We start from the raw sequence: 21,602 nt of genomic DNA on the forward strand, positions 1-21,602 counted from the left end.
CATCATCAATAAAAGTGACTATGTTTGTGTTGTACCCGCTTCGAGTTTTATTATTCAACGTATAAAAATTTTATTATATTCAACAAAACAATCTGAGGCTTCAAGTAGAAGTCTCAGGTTGTTTATATATTAATTATTGATAACTCACTCAATTTTAAATTCATATAATCGTACTTGATTAAAGTTCTCACTATCAGGAGTAAACTATAGTATTTAACATAAACCTATGCTATACCTTGTGGTTTCATAAAATTTCTTTATTCAATCCAACTAATGATGTCGTCTTCATTTTGTCTAACTTTGCCATGTTTAGGCTCTTGTGCTCTGTAACCAAAGCCTACCATAACTGAAATACCAAATTGTTCTGTATCTAAAACACCTCATCAGAAAGAATTTCAGTCACTTTGTCTAAATCAAATCCTTCAATTGGACATGAGTCGATACCTAGTAATGCAGCACTTGTCATCATGTTTGCTAACGCAATATATGTTTGTTTACTCGCCCAATCATACAATGTTCGTTCATTATCGGCGATATGGAAACTTTCTTGGAAATCATCAAATTTATTTTCAACAGCTGGAATTGTACTTTCTTCATATTTTTTAACACCACGAAGTAAATGTTGCACGTATTCTGTATGAGCCGTCACATTCTTACGGGCAAAAATTAATACAAAGTGACTTGCTGTATCAAGTTGCTTTTGTGCTCCCCAACTATAGGCTTTCAATTTTTCTCTCAATTCTTTATTTTGAACCACTACAAAGTGCCAAGGTTCTAAACCTAGTGAACTTGGAGATAATCTACCTGTTTCTAAAATCGTATTAAAATCTTCATCACTAATTTTTTTCGCAGGGTCAAATTCTTTTGTCGCATGTCTAAAATGGAATGCATAAACAATCGTTTGATTCATTTGATTCACAATCATACCTTCCTCTCTTTACTTCTGTTGATACAAATTATATACGACTTCAAAGTGTAACTAAAGTAATTGATTTCTAATCTCTTCAGCTCACTTATATAGTTAGTATAATTTAGAAATTTAAAAGACCTATGAAATAACTTGTTTAGTGAATTAAATCACATATAATAAAAAAATCATAAGTACTGACTTGTGAATGTTTTTACTATTCATTAATTCTAAATTTTAGAAATGAGGTAATTTTAATGACAAAAATTATGTTTTTCGGTACAAGAGCATATGAAAAGGACATGGCATTACGTTGGGGAAAGGAAAATAATATCGATGTTACTACATCAACAGAACTTTTAAGTGTAGATACAGTCGATCAATTAAAAGATTATGACGGTGTGACAACAATGCAGTTCGGTAAATTAGAACCTGAAGTTTACCCTAAATTAGAGTCTTATGGTATTAAACAAATTGCACAACGTACGGCTGGATTTGATATGTATGACTTAGAACTTGCAAAAAAACATGGAATTATTATCTCGAATATACCTAGTTATTCACCTGAAACAATTGCTGAATATTCGGTATCTATCGCTCTGCAGCTCGTACGAAAATTCCCAACAATTGAAAAACGTGTGCAAGCACATAATTTCACGTGGGCGTCCCCTATTATGTCTCGTCCAGTAAAAAACATGACCGTAGCAATCATCGGTACAGGACGTATTGGTGCTGCAACAGGTAAAATCTATGCTGGTTTTGGTGCGAAAGTAGTTGGTTATGATGCATACCCTAATCATTCTTTATCTTTCTTAGAATATAAAGAAACAATAGAGGATGCAATTAAAGATGCTGATATTATCTCTTTACATGTACCCGCTAATAAAGATAGTTTTCATTTATTTGATAACAATATGTTTAAAAAAGTTAAAAAAGGTGCCGTTTTAGTTAATGCTGCAAGAGGAGCTGTGATTAACACGCCTGATTTAATTGAAGCAGTAAATAATGGTACATTATCAGGTGCTGCCATTGACACATATGAAAATGAAGCTAATTATTTCACCTTTGATTGGTCAAATCAAACGATTGATGACCCAATATTATTAGACCTAATTAGAAATGAAAATATTTTAGTTACACCTCATATTGCCTTTTTCTCTGATGAAGCAGTACAAAATTTAGTCGAGGGTGGTTTGAATGCTGCATTATCAGTAATTAATACTGGCACATGTGATACGCGATTAAACTAATACGAATAAAGTCAGTAATCACTGTAATCAAGATATTATTTATCATTATTTCGATTTACTTACCCTATATCATTACATTATCACTTGGTATTAATGTGAATAAAATAAAAAACATTTTACTTTTCTAATAAAAAAATGGTTAAGCGTCTGTACATGTTAATGTTTCAGACATTTAACCATTTTATTATTTATTAGAATAACCGAGAACAACATTTTCGATTGTTGATAGTACGCCTTGTTCATCATTGGAAGGTGCCACATGACTCGCTATATTAAATAATGATTGATCTTCACTATTAGCCATGACATAACTATGTTCGGCGAGTTCCAACATATCTTTATCGTTATTTGCATCTCCAAATGCCATTAAATGTGAAGCAGACATTTGCCATTCTTTTAATAATCTAGACAAAGCTTGACCCTTAGTCATATTTGGCATAATAACATCTATACTATCTCTTCCACTTGATACTAGTTTAATATCATCTTTAAACTTAAGAGCTAATTTCTCATCTAAGTCTGGATGAGTTTGACGATTAATATTGAAAGCAATTTTTACATAATCATCGTCAGGTAATGTTTGTAAGGAGTCAATCTCTATGAGTTGGTGATAATATGTACGTGCATCTTGCTTAAATGCTTCGCTTGTCTCTTTTAAAATATATGCACTTTTTACGCCACAAATAATCAAATTGTTTATCTTTTGATTCAAATTTAAATAATTTACAACTTTTTGAAAAATATACTGATCAAAACTTCGATAATTATAAAGTTGATTCCCTTTATAGATGACTGCTCCATTTTCAGATATAAAGAACATTTCCCTATCTCCAAAAATTGATTTTAGCTTTGCAAATTGATTCCCACTCGCAGCTATAAATTTGATATTTTTATCTATTAATTCTTTAAAAATAGTTTCAAAACGATTTCTATCAAACTGTTTATTTGAGTCAAGAAATGTTCCATCCATATCTACCGCAATGGCTTTAATCATCGTTAAGCCCCCTATCTATAGATTAAAATTCATAATCATTATATAGCTGTTGGATTTGGGATTGAAGCAATATCAAATATAGTGAAAACATATTCATATATTGAAATTGTTTTCAACATAAAAAATAATTACCTTTGTCATTCACACTATCGCTTAATATATAAGATAAATCTCTTATTTTCATTTATATAACTTGAATCGACATATTAAAAAGAGCCAAGGACAATCACTTTGTCCTTAACTCTCTAATCAATAAGTTATTAAAATTCATTTTAACAAAGCTTCTTCTCGAAGCAGAACATAATTCATACAGTTTATTACGTATCTTTCACTTATAAGAATATTAGTTAATTTGTGTAGCTATGAATATTTTCCTTGTTTCCCAAACACCCGTTTCTTCATTATAGTCATCACAAGTAATTAATGTTAATTGATTTTTCTTATTAGGATGTTCGTCTAATACCTTAACCTCTGTAGGTTTAACATCACGTATTTTAGTTATTTTATACTTTCTAGTTTGATTTCCAGTTTTAAAATACACTTTACTACCGATTTTTGCTGATTTTAAATTTGTAAATTGATAGTGCGGACGATCAGTAAACGTATGACCAGCAATTGAAATGTTCTGTTGATTAAGAGATTCGTCACCTTCTGCAAAACTTACACCTCTATTGAGTTGTTCTGGCGTTGCTGGACCAGGGTATACAGGTTCTTTTATTTGCGCATCTGGAACTTCTATATAACCAGCCATTTTAGATTTATCGGAAGGTATCTTTGGCGTCGATTTAGATGTCTTTGTCTGTTCTTTTTCCTTTTTATCATAATTTTCAATTTTATGATCGTTATCTTTTTCATGAAGATAATTATCGATATATGGCTTTGAGAATAAATAAATAGCTAAAATGATTAACAATACGCCTATTAAGGTGATTAATCTATTCATCCACTGCTTCATTTATGTTACTCCTTTATATTTATTTCGCAAATTATATAATTTTAGTTTAGTATAGCATTAAATTAAAAATTCAACATTACATGATGTGATATCTGAACTAGATGAGAATGCCTGAAGATGATGCATTGTCTATTGAATAAAAATAATAATTTTAAAGATTTGAGGGATTGAGATGATTAGATTTGCACGACTAGAGGATCTTCAAGATATTTTGACAATTTATAATGATGCTATCCTTAATACAACAGCTGTTTATACGTATAAGCCACAACAATTAGATGAACGTCTTCAATGGTATCAATCTAAAGCAAAAATAAACGAACCTATATGGGTTTATGAAAAAGAAGGGAAAGTGGTTGGTTTTGCCACTTATGGTTCCTTTAGACAATGGCCGGCCTATTTATATACTATTGAACATTCAATATATGTTCATCAACAGTACAGAGGACTAGGTATCGCTTCTCAATTATTAGAGAATTTAATTCATTACGCTAAAGAACAAGGTTATCGCACCATTGTTGCCGGGATTGATGCATCGAACATGGACAGTATCGCATTACATAAGAAGTTTGACTTCTCACATGCAGGTACAATTAAAAATGTAGGTTATAAGTTTAATCGATGGCTCGATTTATCATTTTATCAATATGATTTATCCGATTCATAAGAAAGTGTGGAGTTATTATTAAATAAGTTAATCCAAAAAGATACTCTTTATTTTTTATTTCTTCAGTCTTCTTTTTTATCTTCAATAACAAAACGAATGTAATAGAATATAAAAACAATTATCATGCTCAATGATAATGATTTAAATAGCAAGTTGGGCCATGTTCCCTCGATGGTCCATAAATAAGTTATCGTCGTGTTAATGATGAATGCGATGAAGATCAAAAATAATCTCAGCATTTCATCAACCCCTTTTTAGCTATTTTATGTTGTTGTCAGAAAATTTGCAATATATAAAACGCCTATAATCATATGATTAAAGGCGTTCTTAATATAAGAACTTTATCTTTTATAATTTTTTCTTTATTTTTAACATCTTTTACTACTAAAAATGCTCAAGCTTTATAATTTATAAAGCCTGAGCATTTAAATATTAATTATTTATTTTTAACCATGTTGTCTGCTTCGCCGAATATTTTACGTTTGATTTCTTCGCCAGTAGGTGTACCTGCTAAACCACCTAAACCTGTTTCTCTTAATGATGCAGGTAAATTACGACCCACTCTATCCATAGCACCTATGACTTCATCTACTGGAATTTGACTTTCAACTCCAGCTAGTGCAAGGTCTGCAGATATTAATGCATTTCCTGAACCAATAGCATTACGCATTACACATGGAATTTCAACTAAACCAGCAACTGGATCGCAAACTAAGCCTAATAAGTTACTAATTGCCAATGCCATGGCATGTCCTGATTGTTCAGGTGACCCGTTAAAAATTGATACTGCAGCAGCTGCAGCCATTGCAGATGCCGAACCCACTTCGGCTTGACAACCACCAGTTGCACCGGCAACGCTCGCATTGTTTGCAACTACTCGCCCGAATAAAGCTGATGTGAATAGAAAATCTATCATTTGATCTTCAGTGATATTATGAGTTTTTTCTAATTTAAATATTACGCCGGGAATCGTTCCCGAGGAACCAGCTGTCGGAGTAGCACAAATAATACCCATTGCTGCATTAACTTCGTTCGTTGCAACTGCACCTTTGACTGCATCAATCATTTCATGACCTGATAATGCATGATTATTCTCGTTGTAATCTCGAAGTTTAGCAGCGTCATGTCCTGTATAACCTGTCACACTTTCTACACCGTCGCCAGTCGTACCTTTTTCAACCGCCTCACGCATAACGTTTAAGTTTTGTCTCATTAAATCACGCACTTCTTCGCGAGATTTACCTTCTCTTTCCATTTCATCATTAATCATCATATCAGCAAAACTGATGTTATTTTCAACTGAATAATCTATTGTCTCTCTAATTGAATCAAACATGTTAATCCCCCTCTATTTGATATAGGAAACGTTTAAATCACTATGTTTATCTTTAATAATATTTAATGCTGATTCTGAGATTGCTTTATTTAAAGGAAATACAACTAAACCTTCATTATCATTTGTTTTTATTAATTCTTCACCTAGGTCTAAGTTCATATCTGATAAATCATTAATAAGATGATTTATTTTAGCTTTATTCATATTTCCATCTATAACTAACATTGGAAGCCCATGATTCAGTTCCACATCTAAACCATTTACATTGATACCTTTTAGTTTGATTGTACCGCCACCAATAGAAATACCTATCACTTCTATATAACGTCCGTCTTTCGTATTTGCTTTGATATAAGCACAGTTAGGATGTTGACCAATACTTTCTCCTTCATCTTCAATAATATCAATTGTAATATTTTCATCTTTTGCTATGTCTAAGGATGATTTAATTCTACTATCGAAAGTGCTGTAGCCCATAGCACCTCCGACAATAGCAACGTCTGTACCATGCCCTTGATGCGTTTTAGCAAAAGATTCATAATAACGAATTTCTATATGCTTAGGCATATCTCCTAACACAGCTCTCGCTGAATTACCAATTTTTACTGCACCTGCTGTATGAGAACTTGAAGGTCCCATCATTACTGGTCCAATAATATCGAAAGCACTTTGATAATCATAGCTTTTAGCCATCATTAAACACTCTCCTTAACTTGGTTTTTTCTACGTGGTAACTTGAATCCGACATTCATCAAGTTAAATTTATTAATAATAGCACTAATAACGTACGCTAATATCACACTTGCAATTGCTACTGCGATAATTGTAATTGTAGATCTTACAGCATCGTTAAAGCCATAAAGTACAATAGCACCTGCTATAGGTGTTGCCATACCTTTAATATCAATAACTAGTCCACTGTATGTGACAATACAAGCATTTACAACACCAATAATGGCATTCGCACCAAACAGTTGTAGCGGATATTTGGCAATTAAGTCAATTTGAGTTAACGGCTCTACAAATACCGCGAAGGCATTACCTTTATTACCAATTTTTAATTTGCTAAATAAGATTCCATTAACAAAAGATGCTCCTGTACATGTTAACGCACCAATTGCCATTGGAATACCAGTTAAACCTAATAAGCTTGTAAGTACCATTGAGCTTAATGGCGTCATACCAGTTACAGGAATAACAAGTCCTAAAATGACTGCTAATGCATATGGGTTGTTATCACCTACTGAAGTGATTGCACTACCAATTTGTTTAAGTACTGCAATAACCCCTGGAGAAATTAAGTTTGCAAGACCAAATGTAACTGCTGGAGCCAATAAAATAACAACAATTAAATCTAGTCCCTCTGGAACTTTTTTCTCAACAAACTTGATTCCAAATGCAACAACATACGCTGCGATAAACGCAGGTAATAATTTTGAGTCATGTAATATTAAACCTACAATGACTGCAAATACTGGAGACACTTCTAACTTTAGACAAGTTAATATACCAACAGCTATACCACTTAAACTCCCTGCTAAATCACCAATTTCTTGGAAAAATTTAACATGGAATACGCCACCAATTGCGTAACTTAAGAACGCCTGTGGTAAAAACGTGGCACAAGCAGCCCCTGATAAAGCTTGTAAACCTTGTTTACCATATGGCGCAAAATTTAAGAAAAGCGTCATGATAATAAGAACGAGTACTAAAGTCCCTACTCCTAAAATAATATCCATTTCCCCAAAACCTTCTTTCTTTATTTTTAGGCCATAGTTATCGTACACCCTAAAGAAAGCGATTTCAACAATTTATTGAACACAATTAAGTCTATATTGTGAATTAATTCACAAAACCGTTTTAATAGTCTTTCTAAAACATTTATATACACGAATTTTATATTTTAAGATGGTTTCAAATTACTTTTTTTAGTTAATTGGTTTTATTTATCTACTTTAAATACTGTAAAAGTAAAATGTTAATCACAATAATTCAATATTTTGTCAATGCATAACTAAGATGACTCCATGTATTCTAACGCTAAAAGTCATATTTGTAAAAAATTAGTCACAATTAAAAAAGGAGCGGAACTGAATTCATCTAAGAATTTTATGTCCCGCTCTATCGCTCTTATTGACTGAGTTTATAAAAAACTTAATGAACCAAAAATTTCATTTCAATCAATGATTGCGAAAAGATTGAGAATCTACACGTAATTTTATGGTATAGATTCTAAGCAATATGAATGTTTATGTTAAATAATGTGTTTTAATGACTTAATATCAAATAAATGAAACGAATTTTATCATACTTTAACCTTCTTATAACTTACCTTTCGTACCTTTTATGGTGGTGCTCGACATCTCACTATCAAATGTTTTAAGTGTCCATTTAATCTTTTGTATGGCATTGCGAGTAAAAATAATATTGACTCAATGAATATTCTTGTCTCGCGAGATGTTCAGGTAATTGAAATATAAGTAAAAAAAGCTTTTGTATATGGAAAATAAGATCATTCAAAGACGGTATCATGAAGGTATTTGAGATTTCGAGATATTGGAAATCTCTATGCCATGCGTGGATGCTATATTGTAATGGATATAAATGGTCTTGCTGTTCGTGATAGTTTAAATCGACCTTTATGATATAGTTTGGTAGTTTTATTTCGAAAGAATTATTCTTTAGAGAAACAGGAACTTGGCATTTGGTAATTTCGTTGATTAATTTTTGTAATAGACAAATTAAAATATCATTGTCTTTGTCAGAGCTTTGAGGTGGTGTAATTTCTTTACGAATAGAATGCTGATCTAAGGGGAATTTGAGTTTTAAACAATGTAATTGAGGCCGTAACTTTAGACTTTTCATTCTAGAATAAGCACTCAAAATTAAATGTATTTGCTGACGTGAATAAAAATGCAGGAAACTTAATTGTTCATTATTAATTGGGGTCGGAATTTCATCCTTTAAATGAATATAACAATTGTCTACGCGATTCTTAGGCTTCATAATTTTACTTCCTCGCAATGTTTTTCGAAGTTGATGAATCGGTGGAATAGATATTTGATGCTCTTCAATTATCATTAATAAGTTATAATAATCTATTTCATTCAAGTAGGCAAACGTTCTTGGCGTAACATATTGTAACTTTTCATATAATTCTTGTTTTGAAATAAACATAGTATCATCCTCTCGATGCTTATATAGTCTTGAGTGCTCAAATCTTAAAAATGATATCTATATTAAACGTATAATTTAAATCAATGTCAATATTCATTTTAATAATTAAATTTTTACTTATCATTTTTAGTTGACAGTTTTTCAATTTTTGAACTTTTCTACGACGAAATTGTATGTACTGTTGATAAATATAATTATTTTTTCATTTTCTTATAATTGACTATAATAAAAAGACTCATCGCCATTAAAAGTGAGCGATAAGTCTTTAATATTTTAATTCGTTATCGTTAACAAATCAGCAGTAAGCTGTTTCGTTTGTTTATATATAGCTTCATAAACTGAATAGTATTGTTCATAAAGGTCATGATTTTCATTATTCGGCTCAAACACCTCGTCTACTTTAATAAATGCCTCTACACAAGACTCAATTGTTTTAAACCATCCTAGACCGTATGCCGCTAAAATTGCCGCTCCCATGCTTGGTCCTTCTTCATGCTTCAACCTTTTTATTTGTACATTAAAAATATCAGCTTGAAGTTGTAACCAAAATCTACTCTTAGCACCACCACCGATTGAAGTGATAGAGTTCATTTCATGACCAGCTCGTCTCATAATCTTTATAGAATCATATAAAGAATACGTTATGCCTTCGATTACTGATCTCGCAAAGTCAGCTTTAGTATGTTGCCCACTGATACCTATAAAACTTCCACGTATTTGAGCATCACCATGTGGCGTACGTTCTCCAGCTAAGTAAGGTGTAAATAGTAGTCCATTGGCACCTATCTTTGAAGATGCAGCTAAATTTAAAATCCCTTCAAAAGAATCATTTTCAAAAAAAGTTTGTTTTAACCAGTTTAAACTATAGCCTGCTGCCAACGTTACTCCCATTGCGTAATAAGTGTCTGGAACACTATGATTAAATAAGTGTAAATTACTATCATATGAAGTCACACGTTGGTATTCAACATTTAATACAACACCTGAAGTACCTATGCTACATAATGCACTTTTATCATGGATGACACCAGCACCAATTGCACCACATGCATTATCGCCACCCCCAGCATATACAGCAACATCACTAGATAATCCTAATTCATTAGCCAGTGATTCAGTCACATTTCCAACATATGAATGTGATTGTACTAAGGGTGGGTAGATATCACCAATGTTAAATGTATCTCCAACATCTCTTGTCCATTCACAATTCTCAGGATTGAATAATAATGTACTACATGCATCACTATATTCCATATGAATTGTCTGAGTTAAGCAATAACGTAAATAATCTTTAGGCAACATAAAAACATCAACTCGACTCCAAATTTCAGGTTCATGTTGTTGTACCCATAACATTTTGGGAAGTGTAAATCCTTCTAATATCGGATTATAATTCAATCTTTCACCATATATATTTTCAATTTGTCTGCATTGTATTGAATTTCTAGTATCATTCCATAAAATCGCTTTTCTCAAAGGAATGCCGTTATCATCAACTATGACCAACCCATGCATTTGACCAGAAAAAGAAATCCCCTTTACTATCTTATCTGACATTTCTGTTGATTGAATTAATTCTTTTATCCCTTTCTTAGTAGCCTCAAACCATTCATTAGGGTCTTGTTCGCTATAACCAGGATGCTCTTGGTATAATTTTAATGTTTCACTTACTGATTCAATGACATTTCCTAATTGATCAACAGCAATAATTTTTATTGCGCTTGTGCCTAAATCAATTCCTAGAACTACTTCTTTCACCATCGTTCACCCTTTGTTTAAAATGTTAATTAATTATAAATATATTATAAATAGTTAGACTGAGAATTAAAACTTAAAATTAAAAAGTATCCATTACACAAAATAAGGGCGTGGAGAAGAATTCGTGTTAAATTTCGTCCTCGTCGTGCAACTGGCTTAATCTGTTCGATCTTTCTATAATTCCTTTTAATTGAGCCTTTGATATTATTTAAAAAGTTATAAAATTTAAAGATTCCCTCTTTATAAGTGAAGAAAGTCTGCGACATTATTTCATGTCACAGACTCTCATTTCATTAATTATATTCTCCCTCTACTTCTTTCCGTGTTGGTATAGAAGCTTGTGCTCCTTTTCGTTGTACTGTTAGAGACGACGCTTGATTTGCAAGTCGAATAGCCGATTCTAAATTGCTCAAATCTTTATTTAACTCACTTAAAAAAGCACCTATAAATGTATCTCCTGCTGCTGTCGTATCTACTGCTTTTACATTACAAGCAGGAATCATTTTGTATTGTTCTTGATATGCACAATACGTGCCTTGCTCCCCTAAAGTAATTAATACTGCAGATATACCTAAATCGAGAAAATATGTTGCTGTTTCTTTCATATCACTTTCATTATTGATTGAAATACCTGTTAATAATTCTGCTTCTGTTTCGTTTGGAATAATTATATCAGTTAACTCTAAAAGTGACTTAGGCAATTCAATTGCTGGTGCAGGATTTAATACAGTAGTGATATTTTGCTTACGAGCAATTTTAAATGCTTGTTCTATCGCCTCAAATGGAACTTCAAGCTGCGCTACAACAAAGTCTGCACCAATAAACGCTTCTGCACTCATCTCAACATCAGTTGCACTTAATGTCATATTCGCACCACCGTAAACAAGAATCGTATTTTGTCCTGCTTCATCAACAGTGATAAATGCTTGCCCAGTTTCTTCACTTTCTGACGTTAAAATATATTGTGTATGAATACCTGCTTTTTTGAAATCTTCCAATATAAAGTTGGCATTGCCATCTTTACCAATTTTACTGATAAATGTTGTATCTGCTGCTAATCTACTAGCTGCTATGGCTTGATTGGCTCCCTTGCCCCCACCAAACTCCTTTTGAGCTTGATTAATATGTAACGTCTCACCAGGTTTTGGAAACCTTTTAACATTAAGAAATTTATCTACATTTGTTGATCCAATTACAATCACTTTATTTTTATTCATTTCAACTTCACCTACTTTATCTTTTTAAAAGCACAATCACATGACTATTAAACTTAAAAAGTCACATTAGATTCTAGGATAATGTTAGAAAAAGGGGTGATTTCACCAGTTCGTATATTCCCTTTATTTAAAGGGGATTTTAACATTTCTTTCATCTCAGAATGCGCAATAAATTTAATTTCTACGTCATCATTGATTAATTTCTTAATTGCTTTTAATTGCTGTGCATTCGTAGTTTTAATTTCTTCTGCTAAATATACTTTTTGTATTTCCATTTCAGTTAACACTGTCTCCAACATATCAATAAAACGTGGCAATGACTTAGTCACTGCTAAATCTATACGTCTGTCATCATTAGGTATAGGCATACCTGCGTCATTAATCGTTAATAACTCATAGTGACCTAGTGTGGAGATTGCGCTTGAAATGTGACTATTTAATACTGCTGTTTTCTTCATCTTATTCTTCCCTTCTTAATATTATTTAATAAACACTGTGATTGATGCTGCAACTAAAATAAGAACTAATCCCACAATTGTAATCATTAATTCTTTTGATGTTTTTTTCTGATTTAAGAAAAAAATGCCTGTTAGCGTTGCTAATACTACAGATGTTTGAGATAGAACAAATCCTGTTGCTAAACCATTCATATTAGGTTGTGCTGAAATTAAATAAGTTAAAGCAGCAAATGCAAAGAAAAATCCGGATATTATTTGTTGCCAACTTACTTTCTCTTTAAAAGCATTACCTTTAGACATATTCATCAACGCATAGATAACAGCCACAATGACCATCCCTATAGCTTGAGGTAAAAATGCTTTAAAACCACCAATATCCGTTGCTTGAGGTGCAGCAGAATATATCCAATAGCCAATTTCACCTACAAGTAATAAGAGCACTGCACTTCTTAGATTTTTACTATATTCTTGTTGTTTTGTTTCAGTCCATACAGTCATACGTGCACCTATAAGAATTACGAGTAAAGCTAGAAATCCAATGATTTTGTTTGTTATACCTGGCCAGTTGCCAAGCGCAAAAACGCCCCATAATGATGCACCAAGTAATTGAAATGCAGTAGTAATTGGCATCGCTCTTGATGAACCTACTAATTCGAACGCTTTAAAAGTAATAATTTGACCAAATGCCCATCCTGCACCTGATATGAGCGAAAATACTAATGCCATACCTCCTGGTAAACCGATACCTTTAAATAGTGCTAGAACAATTGCGAAAATCAAAGTACCAACAGTAGCGCCAAAGATTTGATTGACTGGACGTCCACCAAACTTAGAAGCAATCGTTGGAAATAATCCCCAACCTAATAGTGGCCCTAATCCGATTAAAATAGCTATAAAGTCCATAAGACACCTCTATATATTTCATTTTTTTATGTAAATCTTCCACTCAATCATCATACTACTTCTTTTATTTATTGTATACGCTTACACTCTTTGTCAAAAAATTGTCTTAAATTATATTCATATTTGAGTTATTTTTGTCGTTAAACTTGAAAGCAAATAAATATATATAGTTTGTAATTTAATACACACAAAAAAGCACCTTAAATGTTTTCGTTACTCATTTAAGGTGCTTTTTAAATTAAATATTTATTTTAACGGTTACCTACATCATGACCGACATCTACAGTATTTTTATCTTTATCATAAACAGCACCTTGGACACTGCCAAAGTTTGGATCATTATGCTTTTCTTCAACACCATAACCAAGACTTTTAAAGATATTTATATCTTCATCAGTCATAGCATTTTCGTAAAATATCGTGCCGCCGTCATTATAAAATCTTGGTTTATTAATAGATTCTTGTAATGAACCATCACTGTTTAAATAATCGACAATCACTTCATTAAGAATTGTTGGAATTTTGTTCCCACCTGGTGTACCAATGCCCATATAGAAATTAGGGCCAACAATTACTGACGGAGAAATAAATGATCTAGGCGCCTTGTGAGGTTCACCGTGGTTTGGGCTTAATTTATCCTTACTAAAGTCGCCTAAAGAGTTATTCATATAGAAGCCCTCTTTCATATAGTCTCCTGTCCCGAAGTAACTAGATAGTGTATTAGTCGTACTTGCTAATTTACCATTCTTATCAATAATTACAAAATGGGTTGTACTTGTATTATCCGTTCTAATTTGATTAAAATCACTGCCATTATCTGTGTTTTCACCAATATTAACTTTGTTAAGTTCACCAAGTAAATAATCATCAGTCAGATGTTGTTCATTACTAGGCTCATTGCCATTAACTATGTCCCTATTCTTATACATGACATCACGTGATTTAATCATTGCTGTGATAAAATTATTGCGATCCATATTGTCTACGTTTTCTTTTTCATCAATTTTCAATCCTTGAAGCATTAATGTGCCACCTAAAGGATTAGGTGCTGAATACACTTGATTATTCTTATAATCAGTACTTACCGCTTCTTTTTCTTCTGTTTTAAATTCTTTGAAATCTCTTTCAGTTAATTTATTATCTAATTGTTTTGAGACACTCTTACCAATATCTTCATAGAAGTAATCAGGACCTTTATCTTTGATTTTAGTTAATGTATTAGCGAGTTTATCTTGTTTTACAATATCTCCTTCGCGAACACTTTTATTTCCTTTATAGAATGGTGAGTTGTGATCAATATCACGACCGTATAATTTTAAACTTCTTTCTAGTTCTGAATCTACCTCAAAACCATCTTTAGCAAGCGGAATGACGTAATCTAAAATCTTTTTCTCATCCATTTTTCCTTCTTTCACGTGCATATCATGTAATCCTCTCACTAAGCCAGGAACTCCAATTTTGTCTCCTTCTTTATATTCATATGAGGACATCGTTTTATATTCATAAGCTTTAGGTGTTTCATTCTCTTTACCATTATATGTAAGTGTCGCACCACCACCTCCTAGTCCTGATGAATGAGGTTCTGTCACTGCAAGTGCATAAGAAACACCTATTGCCGCATCAACCGCATTTCCACCATCTTCAATAATCTTATTTCCGACTTTCGTAGCTATTTTATTATTAGATGCGACACCATAATTCTTAGGTTTACCTGCTTGTTTATGATTTGTAATTTTGTTTTCATACAATTTATCTTTGTCCACTTTTTTCTCTGTTGTATAAAAATAGAAGAGGAACGAAATGATAATTGTTATAACTAAAATGACAGATAATGTCACTTTATTATATATATTCATAATTAGCTTGCCCCTTTTGAAAGATATTGCTGTTCACCATTATTTAATTCATGTTGCTCATAATTATCTAAACCTTCATTTGCTCTAGCGAAAGTAACTAATAAAAAGATAACAACGACAAGAATGACTACAACAATTGGTAACCAATGCTTTTTAATATTCAAAAGTATAACCTCCATTTTGATCAGACTTTAAATCAATTGATTTATCTTTAATGTTATTTTTGAATCGAATATGATCCATTTTGTTCATATTATCTTTAGAGATTTTTCCATCTTTTGATTGTATTGGTGTGATATGGAACTGATTATGCGAACCTTTCCAGTCTTGTTGTACAATCATTCCTTTCTGATTTTTTGATAAGAAGTTATCAGACGTTGTGTTACCTAAACTATAAAAAATAGGCGTTCGCTTATAATTTTCAACTTTTTGAATTACTGTATTATGACCAATAATGACATCTGCACCAGCATTCGCTAACGCATGCGCATATTCTTTTTGACGTGTAGTCACATTTCGTTCATTAGGTATCCCCCAATCTACATTGACTACGACGTAATCATTATTTTCCTTTAATTTTTTTATTAAAGGATAAAATATATCTGGATCTAAACTGATTGACGTTGTGTTTTTTAAAGAGTTAGTATAGTTAGATTCGATATCGGTAAATGAAACATTAGCTATTTTTTTACCTTTAATGTCTTGTTGTACAGTTTTACTATTAATTGGATTTGAACCATTACCTGTTAAAAAATTATAACCTGCTTGGGAATCTATTTTTCTCATCATTGCTGTCGCTTGAATATTATCCATAGATTCATTGATTAAGTTAACACTTTTTACATTATGCTTGCGTAGAAACATGATATTTTCAATATTTTTATTTATGTTATCTTTTTGCTTTTTTGAAAAATCATTTACTATTAATGAACCTGTTGAAAAATCACTATGATCTAGAGTATCTTGAATACCTTTAAAAACATCATTCAAGTTAGTTTGTCGAATATGTTTGTTTAAAGTGACGTTACCTAAATATGTGAGACGAATGCTATCTTTGTCTCTAGTATCACTTTTTACAGGTTCTACTTTTATTGAATTAACAGCAAATATGAGTAGAACTAACGCTACTAAAAGTACAATTGCCGTGTAAAGTGTATTTTTCCTTTTATGTCTTTTAGATTGTTTAAGCAACCACTCACTAGGCGATAAACGTTTTTTCTTTGTCATTAATACGCGCTCCTTGTTCGTGATTAATTAATAAAACTATATAAAAATAAGATGATATATGTAATACATGTTAATAACATTGTTGTTGAAAGTGTAATGACTACACCTTGTTTTTGAATTGTATTCGCAATAATACCAGGAATGACAACACCTATACCTGAAACTTCAACCATTTCAAATGGGGTCAATGGGTACAAGAGATCAAATATAAATTTAATCACCATTCCTGTCAGTATCATGGCAGCGAATTTTCTTCTACCATATAAAATAACCCACTTACTAATACCGTTGCTTACGATAAAATAAGTTAAGCAACTAATGATTAATACTGATAACAACATAATCGGTTGATCAAAAATCAAAGCTAAATAACCTGGAACGACTAACCCTGCTGGATTAATCCCAAATTTCTCAGCAAATATCAAACTGAGTACGACACCTACGAATAAGGAGAAATATAATTCTGAACCTATCATTTTATTCTATCCCTTCTATGAATTCCGCTATTCTACCACCCGGGCCGTGGATGTTTCCTACACAAAAAACAAGTGCATTCTCAGCTTCATGTAGAATACCTTTTTCAATCTCTACAAAGTCTCGTCCTTCATAATTGATATAAGTTTTTTCTGGCATTGTTTCCATGAACTGTGTCACCATTTGTGTACTTTTTCCTGTACAAATGAGAACATCGTAATCGACTTCACCTAAAAAGTTATCAACAAAGAGTTGTGTTCTATCAACCCTGTCTGAACGACAATTGAGAATGATTATTTTCTTATCGTATGGATATTTATATGATTCCACTTTATTCAAAATCGCTTTTGTAGACTGCGGTTCATTAGCAGCGAATGCATTAACAAATACATTTTTTGTGCGATTTGCATGGAAATATTTAATTCTAACAGCACCTGGATCGGCTGGTGCATTTAACATGCCTTGTAATGCAGTTTCTTCGTCTACACCAACTGCTTGCGCTATTCCTAACACAATAGCTACATTATCAGGAAATACTAAATAATCGAACTTCCGCAAATATGATTCTGGTATGACATCTTTATTTACAACAATGAGTTCTGAATTACGTTTTTTAGCTTCCTTTGCAAAGAAACTAGTATAGTCATCTTTCATTACAACTAATTTCCCGTTATATGGAATTGTTGCAGTAAATGCTTGCGCTACATCTTTAAGTGTCGGTCCTAAGACATCCATATGGTCTTCCATCACATTAACAATTACACCGATATTTGCTTTTACTAAATCATTTTGAAAGGTAATTTGATAATCTGGATTTACAGCCATACACTCATTAACTAGGGCATTTGCTTTTTGTTTAACCACCTTACGAATAATATCTCGTTGTTCTCCAATGTTGGCGCCTTGTGGTTTTCTGATTACTGGATATTCCTTTTCCGTAAACCAATAAAGCATTCGTGCATCTGTTCCTGTTGTCTTTCCAATCACTTTATAGTTGTCCTCACGTAGAACACTGTAGGCCATCCGAGTAATCGTAGATTTCCCACGAATTCCATTAATATTGATACGTAATGGAATTTTATTAAGTCGATTTGCATGACGCTTCTTCTCTTTAATTCCTAGCCAGAGAATAAGCGCAACACACGCTATAATGAGTAACAATCTGCTTTACCTCTCTTTTCTTATGTATGTAAATCATGATACCTATAAATCTTTTTAATATTAAATTGTAAATTTTAAAGATAGTTAAATAACCTTAAATCATCAAATATAAATAAACTAACCATTTGTTAATTTAATATTCTACATATTTAAGACTTATACTATAAGTGGCTTAATCTTTTGCTAGTAGTAGACTATCACTTCGATATTGATTCAGTTTTAAAAAGTTTAAATCAATGTTATGTTAACGTAAATTTATGTAAATTCATACCATAATAACAATTTGTTTGTGAATATAAATTAAATTTCAAAGAATTAAATTACGCTAATCACAATAATTATAGCTTATCATAGTTGGGTCATAATAAATTTACTTATAATTTACATTAGATTAAAACAACGATGTTACATTATATATGAAAGATATTACGACTTTAGGAGGAGAGGTATGGAGAAGTCAGTTAAACTTGCTGTTGGCATCTATCTAGCAATTATTTTAATTATTTGTAGTATTTACCTCGCATTTATACTTATTGGAAGCTTAAATGGTAAAGACATGAGTAATTCTGTTCTAGATACTGATCACTCTCGTATCAACAATACTTCAAGAAACAGTAACGAAGATGTTACGTCATCAAATAATGAGTCAAACGATACAAAAGCACACTCATTTTCAAACTCTGAATATAAAGCTGTAAACATAAACGAAGCATATAAAAATAATAAACATATTAAAAAAGCGAATTCGAGTTATCAATACTATTGATAACAAGATTTCGCTTTATTTTTGGGAATACATAATTATAACTTTTCATTAAGTATCCGCATCTCATTTGATTATAACTCTTTTGTGACAATGATTTTTTTAAGCTGTTCTAAAAAGCGTTGGCGTTCTGGGATAGGGAATAAAGGATAAATATGAAATAAATTGTATCCTGGTATAAACTGATGCTTAATGTTTTGCTCATTCAGCATATGAGAGAACTTAACTGCATCAGGATATAATGTTTCTTTGGTTCCTACAGTAAGTGTAATATGTCCTAGGCCTTCTAAATCACCATTCATTGGAGACATCTTATAGTCATCTAATGGTGTATCACCAGCCCATAACTCTACAAGATATTTACTGCCGTCAATACCAAGCATTGGATCTTCTTTTTCATATTTTCTTGCTTCTGGATTCTTAAATGTCGCATCAAGCACCGGTGAAATAAGAACAATATGGCCAGGTTGACTGAGTTGCTCTTTTTTTAACATTTGTGCGAAAGCTAATGCAATTTGTCCCCCGGCTGAATCTCCAATAATGACTAAGTTTTCAGGTTTATCAATTTTAGTCAATAATCGCTTATATATTTTTGTTAATAATTCAAATGTCGTACGATAATCTCTGTGTGGTATTTTAGGATATACGGGCATAATTACCCTAGCATCGAGCGCATCAACGAGTAAGTCTAAATATTCAAAATGACTCTCCAAAGGATCTTGGAACCATGCGCCGCCATGTACATATAAGACCGTGCGTTGATCTGGAAGACCATGATCATTAACAACATAGACTAAAGAACCATAGTAATCTCTAATTTGAACTTTATGCTTAAATTCATATGTGGTTCCACTATATTTACCTGCAGTTTGATATTTCGTTTCATTCAATGCCTTTTTGGCATCATCTACACTTTCAAATGTCTTTTTCATTCCTGACATTCTAATCATTTTCTCTTGTAAAAAACTTTTATAACTACGCTTTTCTTTCACTTTTGCGAATAAAACTGTACCAAATAATGTCGAACCTATTATAGTAGCAATCTTTTTAAACATGAATGTGCTAACCTCCTCAATCTATAATCATTTTAAACCATCAGCGTCTAAACGTTGAGTAATTGGCTCGATTTATTAAATCTTATTTAATATTAATAAAACCATTACCTAAGACATCACGCACATCATGAATCACTAAAAAGGCATTTTCATCATTGGCATTAACAATCTTTTTTATTGCTCCAACTTGATTTTGGGATACCACGGCATAGAGAACCTCTGTATCACTTTTTTGGTAAGCACCTTTACCACTTAATAAGGTTGCCCCTCTTCCAGTCATTTCATATATATCAGCACTGATTTCTTTATTATATTTTGAAATAACTGTCACAGCTTTTTTAGGATTAAATCCTTCAACAACAAAAGACATAGACTTCTCAACAATAAATAGCATCACAATGGTATATAATACATTCGTTATAGGTAATACAACGATAAATGATAACACGATAATTGCATCTAAAATGAGTAACGCTTGTGACGTTTTTATCTCACTATACTTTGAAATAATACGTGCAATGACAGATGTCCCACCTAATGTACTATGAGCTGTGATGACTAAGCCAGAACCGATTCCCAACATTAAACCTGCAAAAATTGAGTTAATAAAATTATCATGAATACCTAATCCGAATGTGTGCGTTAAATCAAGAAAGATTGAACTTGCGGTGATTGTTATAGCAGTGTAAATCGCTGTCGTTCTACTAAGAAATTTCCAACCTACAATTATTAATATTGCGTTAATGATGAAGGAACTGAGTGCGGGTGAAATACCTAGAGTATAATTCAGAATTAATGAAAGGCCTATAGAACCACCCTCACCTAAATTGCCCGGTATAACAAAACTATTTACTGCGATTGCAATAAGTAATGTTCCTATAAGGCATAAAGATATATTAATCATATGGACTTTATTCTGTTGCTTCTTCATTTTGGCCTCCTTCATCTATTGACTGTTTAATTTAAAACATACGAGATTAATCATAACACGAATGAAGATACAGCCCAATGATTAAAAATACAAAAAAAGAAATGCCTGAAAATCAATAATTATTTTCCAAAGCATTTCTTTACAAATTCGTTATTTGATTTTGATTTATTTTACCCCGGTATCTTAATCAATGGCATTTTGCATCATATACAATTGTTTTTCAAACGATTGCATATCGATAAAACGTGCTTGTCTATGCATTTCTTTCCCATTAAAAAAAATTAAATCAACAGGTACTGTAAAAATAGAAAGTTCTCCGGCAATCTCTTCAACATTAGATTGATTAATCACACCTAATTGTGCTTTCGGATAGTCCTTTAGTAAATCTTGAATTTGGGGTAATACTGCATGACATACTGTACAATTATCTCTCATAATATGAACAACAGCTAAATCATGTACATTTATAAATCGATAAAAATCTTCAATATTTTGTAAATTCTCATACAT

At 32.0% G+C, this 21,602-nt stretch carries 22 protein-coding genes and 1 pseudogene; 3 read left to right on the top strand and 20 right to left on the bottom strand.

Annotated elements, in window-relative coordinates; all coding sequences use genetic code 11:
• Positions 1-257: 257 nt before the first annotated feature.
• Positions 258-919: pseudogene (locus HMPREF2663_RS02590) on the bottom strand (NAD(P)H-dependent oxidoreductase).
• A gap of 245 nt (positions 920-1,164) precedes the next feature.
• On the opposite strand from HMPREF2663_RS02590, the gene HMPREF2663_RS02595 reads away from it, so the two are divergent.
• Positions 1,165-2,157 (top strand): D-lactate dehydrogenase, encoded by a 993-nt coding sequence (locus HMPREF2663_RS02595; protein WP_002447110.1) that lies wholly within the window; start codon positions 1,165-1,167, stop codon positions 2,155-2,157.
• Positions 2,158-2,341: 184 nt separating this feature from the next.
• Here HMPREF2663_RS02595 and HMPREF2663_RS02600 read toward each other — a convergent pair whose 3' ends face one another.
• The gene (locus tag HMPREF2663_RS02600) at positions 2,342-3,151 is read right to left on the bottom strand and encodes a Cof-type HAD-IIB family hydrolase (protein WP_002447109.1); all 810 of its coding nucleotides are present in this window, start codon (positions 3,149-3,151) and stop codon (positions 2,342-2,344) included.
• A 343-nt stretch (positions 3,152-3,494) separates the two neighbouring features.
• The gene (gene srtA, locus HMPREF2663_RS02605; RefSeq protein WP_002447108.1) at positions 3,495-4,106 is read right to left on the bottom strand and encodes a class A sortase SrtA; all 612 of its coding nucleotides are present in this window, start codon (positions 4,104-4,106) and stop codon (positions 3,495-3,497) included.
• Positions 4,107-4,278: 172 nt separating this feature from the next.
• On the opposite strand from srtA, the gene HMPREF2663_RS02610 reads away from it, so the two are divergent.
• Positions 4,279-4,773, top strand: coding sequence for a GNAT family N-acetyltransferase (locus HMPREF2663_RS02610; RefSeq protein ID WP_002475106.1), 495 nt, complete (start codon positions 4,279-4,281; stop codon positions 4,771-4,773).
• Between the two features lie 62 nt (positions 4,774-4,835).
• On the opposite strand, the gene HMPREF2663_RS12650 is transcribed toward HMPREF2663_RS02610, so the two are convergent.
• The 14 genes from HMPREF2663_RS12650 to pgsB form a co-directional block, all read right to left on the bottom strand.
• Positions 4,836-5,012 (bottom strand): hypothetical protein, encoded by a 177-nt coding sequence (locus HMPREF2663_RS12650; RefSeq protein ID WP_002447106.1) that lies wholly within the window; start codon positions 5,010-5,012, stop codon positions 4,836-4,838.
• 197 nt (positions 5,013-5,209) lie between these two features.
• Positions 5,210-6,109 (bottom strand): L-serine ammonia-lyase, iron-sulfur-dependent, subunit alpha, encoded by a 900-nt coding sequence (gene sdaAA, locus HMPREF2663_RS02615; protein WP_001832363.1) that lies wholly within the window; start codon positions 6,107-6,109, stop codon positions 5,210-5,212.
• A gap of 12 nt (positions 6,110-6,121) precedes the next feature.
• The gene (sdaAB, locus tag HMPREF2663_RS02620) at positions 6,122-6,802 is read right to left on the bottom strand and encodes an L-serine ammonia-lyase, iron-sulfur-dependent subunit beta (RefSeq protein WP_002458212.1); all 681 of its coding nucleotides are present in this window, start codon (positions 6,800-6,802) and stop codon (positions 6,122-6,124) included.
• Positions 6,803-6,804: 2 nt separating this feature from the next.
• Entirely contained in the window at positions 6,805-7,848 is a 1,044-nt protein-coding gene (locus HMPREF2663_RS02625; protein ID WP_002490645.1) for a PTS sugar transporter subunit IIC, read from the bottom strand.
• A gap of 652 nt (positions 7,849-8,500) precedes the next feature.
• Positions 8,501-9,286: a hypothetical protein gene (locus tag HMPREF2663_RS02630; RefSeq protein ID WP_002490593.1), complete on the bottom strand. Its 786-nt coding sequence runs from the start codon at positions 9,284-9,286 to the stop codon at positions 8,501-8,503.
• A 273-nt stretch (positions 9,287-9,559) separates the two neighbouring features.
• Complete coding sequence (gene xylB, locus HMPREF2663_RS02635; RefSeq protein WP_083319962.1) at positions 9,560-11,050, bottom strand: xylulokinase; 1,491 nt, start codon at positions 11,048-11,050, stop codon at positions 9,560-9,562.
• A gap of 290 nt (positions 11,051-11,340) precedes the next feature.
• Entirely contained in the window at positions 11,341-12,264 is a 924-nt protein-coding gene (gene rbsK, locus HMPREF2663_RS02640; RefSeq protein ID WP_070593125.1) for a ribokinase, read from the bottom strand.
• Between the two features lie 53 nt (positions 12,265-12,317).
• The gene (gene rbsD / locus HMPREF2663_RS02645) at positions 12,318-12,722 is read right to left on the bottom strand and encodes a D-ribose pyranase (protein WP_070845734.1); all 405 of its coding nucleotides are present in this window, start codon (positions 12,720-12,722) and stop codon (positions 12,318-12,320) included.
• A gap of 21 nt (positions 12,723-12,743) precedes the next feature.
• Positions 12,744-13,625, bottom strand: a complete 882-nt coding sequence (gene rbsU / locus HMPREF2663_RS02650) for a ribose/proton symporter RbsU (RefSeq protein ID WP_002447102.1) — start codon at positions 13,623-13,625, stop codon at positions 12,744-12,746.
• 251 nt (positions 13,626-13,876) lie between these two features.
• Complete coding sequence (locus tag HMPREF2663_RS02655) at positions 13,877-15,481, bottom strand: gamma-glutamyltransferase (RefSeq protein ID WP_002447101.1); 1,605 nt, start codon at positions 15,479-15,481, stop codon at positions 13,877-13,879.
• A 2-nt stretch (positions 15,482-15,483) separates the two neighbouring features.
• On the bottom strand, positions 15,484-15,645 hold the full coding sequence (locus HMPREF2663_RS02660) for a hypothetical protein (RefSeq protein ID WP_001832373.1): 162 nt from the start codon (positions 15,643-15,645) through the stop codon (positions 15,484-15,486).
• The gene (locus HMPREF2663_RS02665; protein WP_002447099.1) at positions 15,635-16,708 is read right to left on the bottom strand and encodes a CapA family protein; all 1,074 of its coding nucleotides are present in this window, start codon (positions 16,706-16,708) and stop codon (positions 15,635-15,637) included. Before HMPREF2663_RS02665 ends, HMPREF2663_RS02660 begins: the two co-directional genes overlap by 11 nt.
• A gap of 23 nt (positions 16,709-16,731) precedes the next feature.
• On the bottom strand, positions 16,732-17,184 hold the full coding sequence (pgsC, locus tag HMPREF2663_RS02670) for a poly-gamma-glutamate biosynthesis protein PgsC (RefSeq protein ID WP_001832320.1): 453 nt from the start codon (positions 17,182-17,184) through the stop codon (positions 16,732-16,734).
• A 1-nt stretch (position 17,185) separates the two neighbouring features.
• Entirely contained in the window at positions 17,186-18,343 is a 1,158-nt protein-coding gene (gene pgsB / locus HMPREF2663_RS02675) for a poly-gamma-glutamate synthase PgsB (RefSeq protein ID WP_070845736.1), read from the bottom strand.
• Positions 18,344-18,791: 448 nt separating this feature from the next.
• Here pgsB and HMPREF2663_RS02680 point away from each other — a divergent pair, with 448 nt between their 5' ends.
• Complete coding sequence (locus tag HMPREF2663_RS02680; protein ID WP_002458219.1) at positions 18,792-19,109, top strand: hypothetical protein; 318 nt, start codon at positions 18,792-18,794, stop codon at positions 19,107-19,109.
• Between the two features lie 71 nt (positions 19,110-19,180).
• Here HMPREF2663_RS02680 and HMPREF2663_RS02685 read toward each other — a convergent pair whose 3' ends face one another.
• The 3 genes from HMPREF2663_RS02685 to HMPREF2663_RS02695 all read right to left on the bottom strand — a co-directional run bounded on the left by HMPREF2663_RS02685 (position 19,181) and on the right by HMPREF2663_RS02695 (position 21,602).
• Positions 19,181-20,161: an alpha/beta hydrolase fold domain-containing protein gene (locus HMPREF2663_RS02685; protein WP_002491014.1), complete on the bottom strand. Its 981-nt coding sequence runs from the start codon at positions 20,159-20,161 to the stop codon at positions 19,181-19,183.
• 82 nt (positions 20,162-20,243) lie between these two features.
• The gene (locus tag HMPREF2663_RS02690; protein ID WP_002458221.1) at positions 20,244-21,092 is read right to left on the bottom strand and encodes a YitT family protein; all 849 of its coding nucleotides are present in this window, start codon (positions 21,090-21,092) and stop codon (positions 20,244-20,246) included.
• A 183-nt stretch (positions 21,093-21,275) separates the two neighbouring features.
• On the bottom strand, positions 21,276-21,602 hold the full coding sequence (locus tag HMPREF2663_RS02695; protein ID WP_002447094.1) for a thioredoxin family protein: 327 nt from the start codon (positions 21,600-21,602) through the stop codon (positions 21,276-21,278).

This window comes from Staphylococcus sp. HMSC077D08 (assembly GCF_001837945.1).
Taxonomy (GTDB): Bacteria; Bacillota; Bacilli; order Staphylococcales; family Staphylococcaceae; genus Staphylococcus; species Staphylococcus epidermidis.

Excerpts from the sequence above, each read along its gene's own strand:
- HMPREF2663_RS02595 (WP_002447110.1), top strand. The coding sequence starts at position 1,165 with ATGACAAAAATTATGTTTTTCGGTACAAGAGCATATGAAAAGGACATG.
- HMPREF2663_RS02600 (WP_002447109.1), bottom strand. The coding sequence starts at position 3,151 with ATGATTAAAGCCATTGCGGTAGATATGGATGGAACATTTCTTGACTCA.
- srtA (WP_002447108.1), bottom strand. The coding sequence starts at position 4,106 with ATGAAGCAGTGGATGAATAGATTAATCACCTTAATAGGCGTATTGTTA.
- HMPREF2663_RS02610 (WP_002475106.1), top strand. The coding sequence starts at position 4,279 with ATGATTAGATTTGCACGACTAGAGGATCTTCAAGATATTTTGACAATT.
- HMPREF2663_RS12650 (WP_002447106.1), bottom strand. The coding sequence starts at position 5,012 with ATGCTGAGATTATTTTTGATCTTCATCGCATTCATCATTAACACGACG.
- sdaAA (WP_001832363.1), bottom strand. The coding sequence starts at position 6,109 with ATGTTTGATTCAATTAGAGAGACAATAGATTATTCAGTTGAAAATAAC.
- sdaAB (WP_002458212.1), bottom strand. The coding sequence starts at position 6,802 with ATGGCTAAAAGCTATGATTATCAAAGTGCTTTCGATATTATTGGACCA.
- HMPREF2663_RS02625 (WP_002490645.1), bottom strand. The coding sequence starts at position 7,848 with ATGGATATTATTTTAGGAGTAGGGACTTTAGTACTCGTTCTTATTATC.
- HMPREF2663_RS02630 (WP_002490593.1), bottom strand. The coding sequence starts at position 9,286 with ATGTTTATTTCAAAACAAGAATTATATGAAAAGTTACAATATGTTACG.
- xylB (WP_083319962.1), bottom strand. The coding sequence starts at position 11,050 with ATGGTGAAAGAAGTAGTTCTAGGAATTGATTTAGGCACAAGCGCAATA.
- rbsK (WP_070593125.1), bottom strand. The coding sequence starts at position 12,264 with ATGAATAAAAATAAAGTGATTGTAATTGGATCAACAAATGTAGATAAA.
- rbsD (WP_070845734.1), bottom strand. The coding sequence starts at position 12,722 with ATGAAGAAAACAGCAGTATTAAATAGTCACATTTCAAGCGCAATCTCC.
- rbsU (WP_002447102.1), bottom strand. The coding sequence starts at position 13,625 with ATGGACTTTATAGCTATTTTAATCGGATTAGGGCCACTATTAGGTTGG.
- HMPREF2663_RS02655 (WP_002447101.1), bottom strand. The coding sequence starts at position 15,481 with ATGAATATATATAATAAAGTGACATTATCTGTCATTTTAGTTATAACA.
- HMPREF2663_RS02665 (WP_002447099.1), bottom strand. The coding sequence starts at position 16,708 with ATGACAAAGAAAAAACGTTTATCGCCTAGTGAGTGGTTGCTTAAACAA.
- pgsC (WP_001832320.1), bottom strand. The coding sequence starts at position 17,184 with ATGATAGGTTCAGAATTATATTTCTCCTTATTCGTAGGTGTCGTACTC.
- HMPREF2663_RS02680 (WP_002458219.1), top strand. The coding sequence starts at position 18,792 with ATGGAGAAGTCAGTTAAACTTGCTGTTGGCATCTATCTAGCAATTATT.
- HMPREF2663_RS02685 (WP_002491014.1), bottom strand. The coding sequence starts at position 20,161 with ATGTTTAAAAAGATTGCTACTATAATAGGTTCGACATTATTTGGTACA.
- HMPREF2663_RS02690 (WP_002458221.1), bottom strand. The coding sequence starts at position 21,092 with ATGAAGAAGCAACAGAATAAAGTCCATATGATTAATATATCTTTATGC.
- HMPREF2663_RS02695 (WP_002447094.1), bottom strand. The coding sequence starts at position 21,602 with ATGTATGAGAATTTACAAAATATTGAAGATTTTTATCGATTTATAAAT.